The sequence below is a fragment of the Streptomyces sp. NPDC025638 genome, assembly GCF_055558775.1.
Genome location: NZ_JBVHLX010000002.1, coordinates 375,476 through 387,765 on the forward strand (window position 1 = coordinate 375,476; position 12,290 = coordinate 387,765).

Genomic DNA, 12,290 nt, shown 5'->3' on the forward strand with positions numbered 1-12,290 from the left:
TCCCAACGTTCGCCATGACAAATGCTGTTCTCAGCCTCGAACATTGCCGGAGTGTGTGAGATGAGACGTGCGTACGCGATCCTGCTCTCCCTCTGTCTGGCGCTGATCGGCGCCCTGGCCACCGCGTCACCCGCCGCGGCCGCGGCCGGGACCGTCACCAACGGCTCCCAGTTCACCGACACTTCGGGCGCCTTCGTGCACGCTCACGGCGGTGGGGTGATCAAGGTCGGCGGCTACTACTACTGGTTCGGCGAGGACCGGAACTCCGACAACACCTTCCGGTCCGTGGACGCGTACCGCTCCACCGACCTGAGGACCTGGGAGTTCCGCAACCGCGTTCTGACGCAGTCCAGCGCCTCCGAGCTGGGCACCGCCTACATCGAGCGGCCGAAGGTCATCTACAACGCGGCCACCGGCAAGTTCGTCATGTGGATGCACAAGGAGAACGGCGTCGACTACAGCCAGGCCCGTGCCGCCGTGGCCGTCTCCGACAGCGTCGACGGGACCTACACCTACCAGGGCAGCTTCCGGCCGCTCGGCCAGTACATGTCCCGCGACCTCACGGCCTACGTGGACAGCGACGGCACCGCGTACATGGTCTCGGCCGCCAACGAGAACTACGACCTGCACATCTACCGGCTCACCGCCGACTACACCGCCATCGCCGGCCTGGTCGCCAACCCCTGGCCGGGCGGCCATCGGGAGGCCCCGGCGCTGTTCAAGCGGGGCGGCGTCTACTTCATGCTGACGTCCGGCGCGACCGGCTGGAACGCCAACCAGCAGCAGTACGCCACCGCGACCTCCCCCTCCGGCCCCTGGACGGCCTGGACGAACATCGGCGACTCCACGGCGTACAACTCGCAGACCGCGTACGTCCTTCCGGTCACCGGGACTTCGGGCACCTCGTACCTCTACATGGGCGACCGCTGGGGCAACTCCTTCGGCGGCACCGTCAACGACTCCCGTTACGTCTGGCTGCCGCTGACCTTCCCGACGTCCACCTCGATGTCCATGTCCTGGTATCCGGAAGTCTCCGTCGACACGTCGGCCGGGACGGTCACCGGCACGAGCGCCACGTACAACACGCTGATCGCCCGGCACAGCTCCAAGTGCGCGGACGTACCGAGCCAGTCGCTCTGGCAGGGCGTCGCCATCAGCCAGTACACCTGCAACGGCGGCGCCAACCAGAAGTGGTGGTTCAAGGACCTGGGCACCGGCTACTACGAGCTGATGGGCCGGGGCAGTTCCCTGTGCCTCCGGGAGAACTCCACCGACGTCACCCAGGAGAACTGCACCGGCGCCACCACCCAGCAGTGGTCGCTGGTCACCTCCGGCTCCTATGTGAACATCAAGGCCAGGGCCACCGGCAAGTGCCTGGACGTCTCCGGCGCCGCCACCGCCGACTCCGCCGCGATCATCACCTACACCTGCAACGGAGGCACCAACCAGCAGTGGACCCGCGGCACCTGACCCGAGGCGCGGCGGCCGCTCGCCGACTGTCCCGTCAGGCCAGGAGATCCAGCGCGTCGACCGACGTCCCCGCGCTGAGGAAGCCCGTCGTTCCCGAACCGCTCACCACGTTGATCTTCAGCAGGTTGTACTGGCCGGTGTCCGTGCGCCAGGCGCTCGCCGGGATGCTGTAGGTGAAGGTGTGGTTGTTGCCCCGGTACGAGCCCACGGTCAGTGACCGCGTGCTCGGCTGGGTGGGCGGGGAGGGGATCGACGACGTCCAGGTGTCGTTGACGACGACCTGGGGCCGGCCGTTGGCGTACGCGGTCGTCACCCCGATCCGCAGGGTGTGCGCGGCGGCGGCTTGGGCGGCGGTGAGCCTGAAGTACACCAGCAGGCCGCTGTTGACGTCCTTCCAGAGGTAGCAGGGGAACGCGGAGGTCTCCGTGCCGCTGCCGATCACCACGTTGCCGGTCCAGGGCGCGGCACGGACGTCGGACGGATGCGCGTACGTCATCAGGTCCGCGTTCTTGAAGCCGCCCGGCGTTCCGTTCCAGTCGCCGATCCGCCAGATCGCGGTCGCGTTGCCCGGGTCGTTCGTCGACGGAACGGTGATCGTGTCGAGCGTGGTGGTCGTGCCCGCGTACACCGTCACCGATGTGCTGTACACGGCCAGCTCGCCCTTGTGGACGGTCAGCGTGTACGTCCCCGGCAGCACACCGGCCACGGAGAAGTAACCGTCCGAGGAGCGCGCCGAACCCCAGTACTGCGCCGCCGAGTTGGCCAGCCCGACCGTGTAGGCGTACGCCGTGTTCCGCCCGGCGATGCCCACGCCCGCCACCCGGCCCCGGCCGCTCGCGGGGACGTATCCCGAGATGCCCAGCCCATCCGCCCACGGGGTCGTCAGCGTGCCCGGGTACAGCGACGAGGAGGGCGCGCCGCCGTCCGTCAAGGCGATGACGTACGGGCCCTGGAGGCCGTAGCGCTCGGACTCCGTCTGGTTCTCGCCGTAGTACAGGATCTCGTACAGCCCGCCCCCGTCCGCGCTCTGGTGCCGCAGCAGTGAGCGGTAGAACGGGCCGCCGGAGGCCTTCTCGTGGTTGCTGCGCACGATCCACAGGCCGACGCTTCCGGTGCTCCAGCCGAGGTAGGCGTAGTCCATCACGCGCAGCTTCGAGTAGTGCTTCGAGCGGGTCTGGCCATCGGACTTCTCGAACACGTCCGAGGCCTCGATGGTGGTGGGCGCGTAGGTGTACGAGTCGGGTTCGTCGTTGAGGAACAGGCCCGCCCTGACGCGCACGATGTACCGGGTCGCGCTGACGGACGAGTCCGCCTTGTTCGTCCACAGGTAGACGTTGTTCTCGCCGCTGCGGGCCGCGTAGTAGTGCTTGAGCGTGCCGTGCGTGACGGAGATCAGGATCGTCGAGCCGGACTGGGCGATGGTCACCGTGGAGGTGCCGAGGCCCGATTCGATGTGTGAGTTCTTGCCGCCGTAGCCCTGGTACTCGGTGCCCCGGTGGACCAGCGAGGTCAGGTCGCCGTTGGCCTTGCCGACCTTGAAGACGAGGCCCGCGCCGGTGTCGACGACGTAGTTCGATCCGTCGTCGCTCCAGCCGAAGCCCGCGGCGGACGCGCTGCCCGCGAGCGGTCCGGCGAGGGCCGCCGCGCCGGCGGCGGCCAGGGTGCCGGCCACGAAGGTGCGGCGTCCGATCGGTCTGTTCGGTGATCCGGACATGGGGGGCCTCCTTCGGGAGGTGTGGGGGTGCCGGTGCTTCGCAGAGTGACAGTTGAATCGATTTCGCGAAAGGGCTTTCGCTGGCCTGGAGTTGGTAGTCTCGGGGAATTGGCCCAAGGTCTAGAAAGCGCTTTTCCAGCGCGATACGGTCCAGCCGCCAGACCTTGTCGCCGTGACGGAGGAGCCACGAGTGAGACGATTCAGCGCCATGCGCATCGCCGTGCCGGCGGCGGTCATCATGAGCACCGCCCTGGCGGCCGCGCCCGCCCGGGCCCATGACCGGCAGCTGCCGCTCGGCATCGCCGACTGCACCGCCACCGCCTGCCACTTCGACGTCCCACCCGGCACCTACGACGTACGGGTCCGCCTCGGCGGCGAGGCCGCCTCCAGCACGAGCATCAGCGGCGAGACCCGGCGCTCCCTCCTCCCCGAGACGCCCGCGGACGCGGGTCGGCTCGTCACCCGCAGCTTCACCGTCGACGTCCGTACCCCCGAGGGCGAACCGACCGGCGCCGACGGAACTCCCGGCCTGGACCTGGCCATCGGCGGCACGGCACCCGCACTGGCCGACATCCGTGTGACCCCGTCTCCCCACTCCCGCCGGATCATCCTCATTGGCGACTCCACCGTCTGCGACCAGCCCGGCGACCCCTACTCCGGCTGGGGCCAGCAGCTCCCGCAGTACCTCCGCAGAGGCATCTCCGTCGCCAACTACGCGGATTCCGGGGAAAGTACGGTCACCTATCTCCAGGACCCCCGGCTGTGGGCGACCGTCCAGCCGCTGATCCGCCCCGGCGACCTGGTCCTGATGCAACTGGCCCACAATGACAAGACGACGGACGGGGCGACGTACCGGGTGAATCTGGAGACACTGGTGGCGGGTGTACGGGTCAGGGGCGGGGAGCCGGTCCTCGTCACGCCGATCGTGCGCCGCTGGTTCAATGCGGACGGCACGCTGAACAACAACACCGCCCTGCTGGTCAACGGCCTCGGAGTCGACCACCCGGCCGTCATCCGCTCCGTGGCCGCCGCCGAGGACGTCCCGCTGATCGACCTCACCGCGCGGACGAAGGCGCTGGTGGAGTCCCTGGGCGTGGAGGGCTCCAAGGCGCTGTACCTCTACAACGAGAAGCGGGACAACACGCACACCTCCGTACGCGGCGCCACGGCCTACGCGAGCCTGGTCCGCGAGGAACTTCTCGCCCTGCATCTGGTGCCGAAGGTCAAGGTGAGGGTGGGATGAAACCCTGGGGCGTCCCGACCGGAACCGGGGCGCCCCAGGCCGGCCCCGCTGGAAGGACACACACCGCCGATGCACCTGCCCCAGCCCGACCGCACCCTGAGCCCGCGCACCGGATACACCCGCGCCCACTGGGAGGCCGCCGCGGACGCCCTGCTCGCCGCGGTGGAGCCGTACGCCACCGGGGACCGCGCCCTCTACCACCTCCCCGGTGACCACGAGAGCTGGTCCGGCCGCCTCTCCGACGGCCTGGAGGGATACGCCCGTACGCTGCTGCTGGCCGCCTTCCGCCGCGACGAGAACGCCCTCGGACGCTACGCGGACGGACTCGCCGCCGGGGCCTCGGGTGTCTGGCCGCGCATCGAGGACCGCGGCCAGCCCCTGGTCGAGGCGGCCTCGATCGCCCTCGCCCTGCGGCTGACGCGGCCCCTGCTGTGGGACCGGCTGGACGAGCCCGTGCGCGAGCGGGCGGCGGCCTGGCTGGCCGACGCGCTGACCGCCGAACCCTGGCCCTGCAACTGGGAGTTGTTCCCGGTCACGGTCGGCGGATTCCTCCAGGAGATCGGGTACGAGGCCGACGCCTCCCGCAAGGCCGTCGAACGGGGCCTGGAGCGCATCGAGCAGTGGTACGTGGGCGACGGCTGGTACAGCGACGGCCCCGGCCGCGCCTTCGACTACTACAACGGCTGGGCCATGCACCTGTATCCGGTGCTGCACGCCTGGCTGGCGGACGACGCCGCGCTCCTCGACCTGTACGGCGGCCGGCTCGAACGTCATCTCGCCGACTACGCCCGGCTGTTCGGCGGCGACGGCGCCCCGATGCTCCAGGGCCGCTCCCTCACCTACCGGTTCGCGACGACGGCCCCGCTGTGGCTGGGCGCGCTCACGGGACGTACGCCCCTGGCGCCGGGGGAGACCCGCCGGCTGGCCTCCGGCGCGCTGAAGTACTTCCTGGACCGCGAGGCCGTCGACGAGCACGGTCTGCTCACCCTCGGCTGGCACGGCCCCGACGAGGCGCTCCTGCAGGGCTATTCGGGACCGGCCTCCCCCTACTGGGCGAGCAAGGGCTTCCTCGGGCTGCTCCTGCCCGCGGACCACGCGGTGTGGACGGCGGCCGAGGAACCGGGACCGGCCGAGCGGACCGACGCGGTGACCCCGATCACGGGACCCAACTGGCTTCTCCAGTCCACGAGTTCGGACGGTGTGGTCCGGCTGCACAACCACGGCAGCGAGGACGTCCGCTACGACCCCTACTACACGCGGTTCGCCTATTCGACGGTCACGCGGCCGCTCGGTTCGCCGCCCGACAACGTCGTGAAGGTGGGCGGGGACGCGGCCCGCACCGGCATCGTCCCGCTGGGCGTGGGGGAGGGCTGGGCGGCCTCCCGGTACACCGCGGGGGGCGTCGGCGGCGGGACCGAGGTCACCAGCCTCGTGGTGGCCGAGGGCGCCGCGGAGGTGCGCGCCCATCTGGTGGCCGGCGCCGCACCCGGGACCGATGTCCGTATCACCGGCTGGGTGCCGTGGCAGGACGAGCACGCCGAACTGGTGCCGGTCCACGGCCTGTCCGGCGACCTCGCCCTGTCCGGTACGACGGGTGACGGCCCGACCCTGTTCGTGGCCCTGGCCCGTCTCACCGGCGAACCGGACCCCCTGCCCCTCGGGGAACTGGTCTCCGTCGAGGTGCGGGGGCCGTACGACCTGAGCGTGAGCTGGGCCGGGGGCCCGGTCCGTCATTTCCGGTTCACGGCGTCAGACGGACGATCCGCAGGGTCTTCGTGGTCGGTGACGCCCCGCTGAGCTTGGTGGCGTACGACGGGGTGACGGGAGCGCAGGCCCAGGTCAGGGAGCCGTCCTTGGCCACGGCGATGTCACCGGTGATACGGGCGCTCACCACCTTGTCCGCGCCGACGAACCGGCCGTTCCAGTCGACGAGCCGCAGATGGGTGCCCGTGAAGGTGCCGGTGCAGGTGCCCGCGGCGCACTTGGCGTTCTTCAGGGACTCCCAGGACAGCAGCAGCTTGTCCTTGCCGTACGGGGCGAGGTGCACGTTGACGTGCTCGGTGCCCTTGGTGTTCGACAGGTAGATCGACTCGCCGGGGCCGGAGTTTCGGTTCTTGAGGAAGGCGATCGCCACCTGGTGGGTGCTCGTCCTCGGCGTGACCGTCCAGCCGCGGCCGCTGGAGTCGGCCGGGTTCTTCTTGGCGGAGGCGGCACCGCGGGAGGCGAACGCGGTCGCGTATCTGCCGGTGGCGGACTTCACCAGGTCGCCGGTGCGGCTGGGGAAGGTACCACCGCAGTACCCCGCCCAGCACTGCTCCCGCTGTACGACCGGGGCCACGTCCGGGGCGCCGATCCCGGTGGAGACGAACAGACCCGAACGCCAGTCGTCGAAGCAGAGGGAGGTGAAGGCGCCGGACTTCTCCGCGTGCAGGGCGATGCCCTCGTTGTGGCTGCACCCCCAGCCCCAACCACCGCCGAGCTTGGCCCCCTTGGGGCTCACGTACGACAGCTTGTCGCCGTAGTGCCCGTCGGCGAAGCCGCCCGCGCCGTGCACGACGAAGTAGGCGCCGTACTTGCTGCCGTTCCAGTTGAGCTGTCCGTCCAGCGTCGGGGCGGTGTCGTGGGAGGCGGTGCCGGTGAGCCTGGTGCTCCAGGTCTTCGTGCCGTTCGTGTAGCGGACGATCGCGGCCGCCGTCTCCTTCCACTTGTTGCTGTCGGAGACGCGGGTGAGCAGCGCGAAGCCGTTGTCGTGCGCGACCAGGCCGCCGACCTCCTTGGCGCCCTTGACGACCGTGTCCGCACCCGAGCGCTTCCCGGCCGGGGTCAGCGGGGTGACATGGACGCCGCCCGAGGCGGGCCAGGCCACGCGCAGGGTGCCGTTGGGAGCCACCGCGGTGGCCGTACGGTTCCACTCGCGGACGTTGTTGTAACCCTCCGACAGATACGGGTACTTGGCAGGCAGAGCGACCGATGTACTGGTGACCGCGAGCGAGGCGGTGGTAGCGGCCCCGGCGGTGGCGTACCACGCCCCGGCGAGCAGGCCGGCGGCCGCGAGGGCGCCCTATGGCGGCTTTGCGCGCCACCCGGACGCGGCGGTGGCGTGTCGTGCGTTGTGCAGAAGTCATGCCCTCCGGTCGCCAACGGCCCCGGAAAGGTTGCCGAACCCATTGCCGAATTCATTTTCCCTTTCCCCGCGCACGCACCAGAATCCGACGCATGACTTCCAAGATCCGGCACGTGACGATCGACTGCGCCGACGCCTATGCGCTCGCCTTCTTCTGGTCCCAGGTCCTGGGCGAGCCCCTGCACGAGGACGACCATCCCGGCGACCCGGAGGCACTGATCGAGTCCGCAGGCTTGCTCTTCGTCACCGTGCCGGACCCCAAGACCGTCAAGAACCGCGTCCACGTGGACCTCCAGCCCCAGGACCACACCCGCGACGAGGAGGTCAAACGCCTGCTCGCCCTCGGCGCCACACTCGTCGACGACCGACGCCGGGAGGACGGAACGGGCTGGGCGGTACTGGCCGACCCGGAGGGCAACGAGTTCTGTGTGGAGCGTGGGGTGGTGGAGCGGGGGGAGTAGGTCCGGGCCCAGTCATGAGCGGGCCATTACGTACCAGCTGGTAGCTGCTGTCCTGGACGCATGAGCCCTGACACAGCAAGCCGCCCGCCACAGTTCGAACTCCGTTTTGATGGACTGCACTTGACGATTCAGCGCATCCCCCGTTGGTTCTTGACCGCTCTCGCCACGACCACGGGAAGCGGGCTCGCCGCATGGCTGACGTCCCGGTGATGGTGCTTGTGGAACCTGGTCCGGACGTGCGTGACGGTTCGGCGGGCGCCGAAGTGACCGGGGCCTAGCGTCTTCGTATGAGTGCCGACATCGCAACGGAGACACCCGCCGAGGTCATCACCGCCATGGTCGACCATGTGCTGGACCTGGCCGCCACCTGGACCGCCTGGGACGGTATGCCCGCACACATCGACGACCGCGTCTACACCCCGCACAAGGCGATCCGTCGTACCGCGGACCATCTGATCGACCACCTGGCCGAGCTGGAGGCCCGGCTGGTGGGGCAGACACCCCAGCCGGACCACTGGCACGCCTCCGCGATCACGACTGCGGCGGACCTTGCCCCCTTCACTTCCGGGGATCTTGACGAGGCCCGCAGTCGTCTCATCCGGCTCGCCCGTATCTGGGCCGACCGTCTGGACGCGTTGACCGACGAGCAGCTCGACGACTCGCCCGGTGCGGGCTGGAGTTTTCGCGAACTCGCCCACCACCTCGCGGGATCCCGGTACTACGCCGACGCCCTCGGGAGGCTCTCATGACCTCGTTCGGCGGTCTTCATCGCCCGGGCGATCCCCTGTTCCTGCCCAACGCCTGGGACCATGCCTCCGCGGCCGCCCTCGCCGCGCGCGGATTCGCCGCCATCGGCACCACGAGTCTCGGTGTCGCCGCAGCCGCCGGTCTGCCCGACGGCGCGGCAGCGACCCGCGAGCACACCCTCCGGCTCGCCCTCACCCTCGGCACGGAACCCTTCCTCCTCTCGGTGGACGCGGAGGGCGGATTCAGCGACGAGCCTGAAGAAGTAGGAGAGTTCGCGCGGGAGTTGTGGGCCGTCGGAGCGGTCGGTGTCAATCTCGAAGACGGGCTCGGGGCCGTGGACCTGCACGCCGCGAAGATCGCCGCGGTCAAGTCGGCCGCGCCCGGGCTCTTCGTCAACGCGCGTACCGATACGTACTGGCTGGGCGAGGGAGAGGAGACCTTCCGGCGGCTGGATGCATACCAACAGGCCGGTGCCGACGGTGTGTTCGTCCCCGGGCTGACCGACCCCGAGCGCATCGGTGCCCTGGTGCGGCACCTCCACGTCCCCCTCAACATCCTCTACTCGCCCGCCGGGCCCACCGTCCACCATCTCACCGACCTCGGCGTACGGCGGATCAGTCTCGGCTCGCTGCTGTACCGGCGGGCGCTGGGCGCCGCGTTGGACGCCGTGGACGATATCGCGGCCGGGCGGGTCGTCGGCGGTACGACGCCCTCGTACGACGATGTACGGGCCCTTGAGCGCCGGCCCGGGTGAGAGCGAGGGCACAGACCCGATCGGGCGATCCTGGTACGCTGGGAGCTTTCCTGGGTATCAGACCCTTTGGGACTCATCACCGGCGAGGGACCGAGGAACCATGGACATGGAGATCCCCGGCGAGAGGCGACTGGCGGCCGCCGTCGTGATGGACGAACGGGGCCGGGTCCTGCTGGTGCGGCGCAGTGAGCGGGAGCGGTTCCTGCCGCGCGTGTGGGGCGTGCCCTGCGGAAAGCTGGAGCAGGGGGAGAGCCCCCGGGACGGCGCCCTGCGCGAGCTGAAGGAGGAGACCGGGCTGCTCGGCGAGATCGTACGCCGGGTCGGCCAGTCGTCCTTCGTGAGCGACTATCAGGGGCACGAGGTCAAGAACTGGCAGGACAACTTCCTGGTCAGGCCGTTGTCCCGGCAGGTCGTCCTCCCCGAGCGGGACCAGGAGTACGCCTGGCTGACGCAGGGCGAGCTGTCGTCCGTCGACATCGACGCGTACAACCTGGACGTCGTACGCCAGGCCCTCACGAGCTCCTGAGCAGTTCCGCCAGAGCGCCGAGCGCGGTCAGATAGCCGGGCACGTCCAGGGGCACCTTGGCCACCGCGCCCGGATGCGGTCCGGCCGCCGTGAACACATCGGTGTGGCGCCGCCGTCCGGTACCCGTCTCCAGGAACAGCGTCACCGTGGGCGCGTCCGTGTCGCACCACGCGCGGTGCAGGGTGTGCGCCGGGAGGGCGTAGGAGCTGCCCGCCGTGTACCGCGCCGCCTGCGTCAGCCGCAGCCGGGCCGGACCGGTGCGCTCCAGCATCCAGTCCGCCGACCGCTCCGCCAGGGTCTCCTCGTAGCGGTCCGCCGTGATTCCGCCCGCGCCGTCCGCCTCGTACAGCTCCATGGCCAGCCGGCCCCGGACGACGTAGGAGGCGAGCGGGGAGCGGTGGTTGTGGATGTCCTCGTCGGCGCCGGTGCCCGGATGCCAGAGATGGGCGCGCAGCATGTGCCGGGGGCCGCCGTCGATCAGCAGCAGTTTGTCGAAGCCGAGGACGTGCCGGTACGACAGCCGGGCACAGCCCTCGGGATCGCCCTCGCCCGAGGCGAGTTCCGCGACCAGCTCCAACAGCCGCTCCGGAGAGCCTAGTTCGGCGATGACCGACCGGGCCGCGGCCACCGTCTCGTGCTCGGTCAGCTCACCGTCCAGTGCCTCGGCCAGCAGCCGCCGTGCCATCAGGATCTGCCGACCGCCCATGCACCGCCCTTTCGTGTTCCGTCGACTTCCTTCTCCCCGTGAGCCTGAGCGCTCAGGTATTCGGCTGATACATCCATACGGCATGGGCCCGCAGCGCCGAAAGGCCTTGATAGGTCATCCACATCGGCTGGTGCAGATCCTCCGTGGCGGTCAGGGTGGTGCCGTCCCGGGTCCAGGACCATATGCCGTCCGTCTGCCCCGCCCACACCGCGGCCGCCGCACCGTTCAGCCGCTCCTGCCACTCCCGCTCCAGCCCTTCCTCGCGGGCGAGTTCGCGAGCGCCGGGAGTCAGCAGCGCGCGCAGGACCCAGGCCGCGGTGAAGTGCCGTACGTTCAGCACCTCGTGGTGGCCGGCGTCGTCCGGGTGTGGTCTGCGGACCTCCTCCCGCACATTGGCCAGGTCCGGGCAGCCGTCGTGAGCGGCGGCCGGGCAGGCCAGCAGCCAGCGGATGCCGTCCTCGCGGGCGGAGCGCGCCGCGGAGCCCTCGCCCAGGACGCGGGCCACCCGGTCGAGCGCGACGACGGCCTGCGCGGTGTGCGCCGGGGAGGGCCGGGCAGCGGGGGAGGGCCAGGGCAGCGGCGACAGCCGATGACTCCAGCAGTGGCGGTGCCGGCGGTCGGGGTCGCTGACCGCACCGGCGATCAGGGCGTCGCGCAGCACCGGGATTGTCGTGGACCCGGGCGAGGCGCGCAGCAGCCCGCGCAGCACGGTGGTGACGACATGGGTCAACGCCCGCCCGACGCGGTCCAGTTCATGGGTGAACCCGGCCTCGCAGCGCTCCACCTCCGAGGCGAGGCGCTCCCCGGAGACGCCTGCCCGGGCCAGCGCGCCCAGCACCAGGGCGGTCACCTCCGGGCGGGACATCGACCCCTGTGAGCGTGCCGACCAGCCGCCGTCCGGCAGCCGCAGCCGCCACAGGGTCTCCACCAGCTCGCCCGTGCGCAGACGTCCGTCGGGCACACCGAGATCGAGCATGAGGTGCAGGCCGTACGCGGTGCCCACCGAGGTGGGCCGGGCCGTGACCTCGTGCGGTTCGCCCAGCGAGTGGGGCCAGCCGATGAGTGGGCCCCGGACCGGGTCGTCGACGGTGGAGACCTGTTCGACGAGGCGGACGTGGGCGGAGGCGAGGAGCTCGGGAAGTTTGCCGGGGGCGGGTTGAGCCGCGTACCCGGCGGCGGTCCGCCGGGCGCCGCCCCCACCCACGTCGGCGGTCCGAGCCCGGGCCAGCGCCGCCGCAAGCCAGATGGTCGCGGTCGTGGCCGATCCGCTCACCCCGGCGAGCAGATATCTGGCGGGCCCGCTGCCGAGGTCGGGCAGTACCCCGAACAGGAACTGGAACACGCCGTATCCCGCGGCGGCGGCCCCGAGTCCGCCCAGCCAGCCCACGAGCCGGACCGGACCGGACTCGCCGGGTGCCGGTACCGGCGACGGGGGACCGGATCTCGCGGGCCTCAAAGGGCCAGGCCCCAGCCGTTGTTGAGACAAGGCGCGCTCCCTCCCCCAGGGCGGCGTGACACCCGCGAAGCGTCCAGTCTAAGGGGGAG

The 12,290-nt window shown here is 70.6% G+C and carries 11 protein-coding genes; 7 read left to right on the plus strand and 4 right to left on the minus strand.

Translation table 11 applies throughout. The features are described from left to right. The first annotated feature begins 60 nt into the window (after positions 1 to 60). Positions 61 to 1,470: an RICIN domain-containing protein gene (locus ACZ4EG_RS05820; protein ID WP_467789678.1), complete on the plus strand. Its 1,410-nt coding sequence runs from the start codon at positions 61 to 63 to the stop codon at positions 1,468 to 1,470. Positions 1,471 to 1,504: 34 nt separating this feature from the next. Here ACZ4EG_RS05820 and ACZ4EG_RS05825 read toward each other — a convergent pair whose 3' ends face one another. After that, the gene (locus ACZ4EG_RS05825; protein ID WP_467789679.1) at positions 1,505 to 3,184 is read right to left on the minus strand and encodes a rhamnogalacturonan lyase B N-terminal domain-containing protein; all 1,680 of its coding nucleotides are present in this window, start codon (positions 3,182 to 3,184) and stop codon (positions 1,505 to 1,507) included. Between the two features lie 190 nt (positions 3,185 to 3,374). On the opposite strand from ACZ4EG_RS05825, the gene ACZ4EG_RS05830 reads away from it, so the two are divergent. After that, the gene (locus ACZ4EG_RS05830) at positions 3,375 to 4,427 is read left to right on the plus strand and encodes a rhamnogalacturonan acetylesterase (protein ID WP_467789680.1); all 1,053 of its coding nucleotides are present in this window, start codon (positions 3,375 to 3,377) and stop codon (positions 4,425 to 4,427) included. 69 nt (positions 4,428 to 4,496) lie between these two features. After that, positions 4,497 to 6,224 carry a DUF2264 domain-containing protein gene (locus ACZ4EG_RS05835; RefSeq protein WP_467789681.1) on the plus strand — a complete coding sequence of 576 codons (1,728 nt, stop codon included), beginning with the start codon at positions 4,497 to 4,499 and terminating at the stop codon, positions 6,222 to 6,224. Here the strand turns inward: ACZ4EG_RS05835 and ACZ4EG_RS05840 are convergent. Next, positions 6,169 to 7,317 (minus strand): hypothetical protein, encoded by a 1,149-nt coding sequence (locus ACZ4EG_RS05840; protein WP_467789682.1) that lies wholly within the window; start codon positions 7,315 to 7,317, stop codon positions 6,169 to 6,171. The genes ACZ4EG_RS05835 and ACZ4EG_RS05840 overlap by 56 nt on opposite strands. A gap of 326 nt (positions 7,318 to 7,643) precedes the next feature. On the opposite strand from ACZ4EG_RS05840, the gene ACZ4EG_RS05845 reads away from it, so the two are divergent. The 4 genes from ACZ4EG_RS05845 (at position 7,644) to ACZ4EG_RS05860 (ending at position 10,039) form a co-directional block, all read left to right on the plus strand. Further along, the gene (locus tag ACZ4EG_RS05845; RefSeq protein WP_467789683.1) at positions 7,644 to 8,012 is read left to right on the plus strand and encodes a VOC family protein; all 369 of its coding nucleotides are present in this window, start codon (positions 7,644 to 7,646) and stop codon (positions 8,010 to 8,012) included. A 287-nt stretch (positions 8,013 to 8,299) separates the two neighbouring features. Next, positions 8,300 to 8,761, plus strand: coding sequence for a hypothetical protein (locus ACZ4EG_RS05850; protein ID WP_467789684.1), 462 nt, complete (start codon positions 8,300 to 8,302; stop codon positions 8,759 to 8,761). Next, entirely contained in the window at positions 8,758 to 9,513 is a 756-nt protein-coding gene (locus tag ACZ4EG_RS05855; protein WP_467789685.1) for an isocitrate lyase/PEP mutase family protein, read from the plus strand. The genes ACZ4EG_RS05850 and ACZ4EG_RS05855 overlap by 4 nt, the downstream gene beginning before the upstream one ends. 100 nt (positions 9,514 to 9,613) lie before the next feature. Beyond that, a complete protein-coding gene (locus ACZ4EG_RS05860) occupies positions 9,614 to 10,039 on the plus strand; it encodes an NUDIX hydrolase (RefSeq protein WP_467789686.1) in 426 nt (141 codons plus the stop codon). Here ACZ4EG_RS05860 and ACZ4EG_RS05865 read toward each other — a convergent pair. Together ACZ4EG_RS05865 and ACZ4EG_RS05870 are read right to left on the minus strand one after the other, a co-directional pair. Further along, positions 10,026 to 10,745 (minus strand): hypothetical protein, encoded by a 720-nt coding sequence (locus tag ACZ4EG_RS05865; RefSeq protein WP_453557020.1) that lies wholly within the window; start codon positions 10,743 to 10,745, stop codon positions 10,026 to 10,028. The genes ACZ4EG_RS05860 and ACZ4EG_RS05865 overlap by 14 nt on opposite strands. Before the next feature lie 52 nt (positions 10,746 to 10,797). Continuing rightward, entirely contained in the window at positions 10,798 to 12,132 is a 1,335-nt protein-coding gene (locus ACZ4EG_RS05870) for a hypothetical protein (protein ID WP_467789687.1), read from the minus strand. Positions 12,133 to 12,290: the final 158 nt, after the last annotated feature.

Bases quoted from the DNA above. Each gene is read 5' to 3' on its own strand.
- ACZ4EG_RS05865 (WP_453557020.1), bottom strand. From the start codon at position 10,745: ATGGGCGGTCGGCAGATCCTGATGGCACGGCGGCTGCTGGCCGAGGCA.
- ACZ4EG_RS05855 (WP_467789685.1), top strand. From the start codon at position 8,758: ATGACCTCGTTCGGCGGTCTTCATCGCCCGGGCGATCCCCTGTTCCTG.
- ACZ4EG_RS05845 (WP_467789683.1), top strand. From the start codon at position 7,644: ATGACTTCCAAGATCCGGCACGTGACGATCGACTGCGCCGACGCCTAT.
- ACZ4EG_RS05820 (WP_467789678.1), top strand. From the start codon at position 61: ATGAGACGTGCGTACGCGATCCTGCTCTCCCTCTGTCTGGCGCTGATC.
- ACZ4EG_RS05835 (WP_467789681.1), top strand. From the start codon at position 4,497: ATGCACCTGCCCCAGCCCGACCGCACCCTGAGCCCGCGCACCGGATAC.
- ACZ4EG_RS05825 (WP_467789679.1), bottom strand. From the start codon at position 3,184: ATGTCCGGATCACCGAACAGACCGATCGGACGCCGCACCTTCGTGGCC.
- ACZ4EG_RS05850 (WP_467789684.1), top strand. From the start codon at position 8,300: ATGAGTGCCGACATCGCAACGGAGACACCCGCCGAGGTCATCACCGCC.
- ACZ4EG_RS05860 (WP_467789686.1), top strand. From the start codon at position 9,614: ATGGACATGGAGATCCCCGGCGAGAGGCGACTGGCGGCCGCCGTCGTG.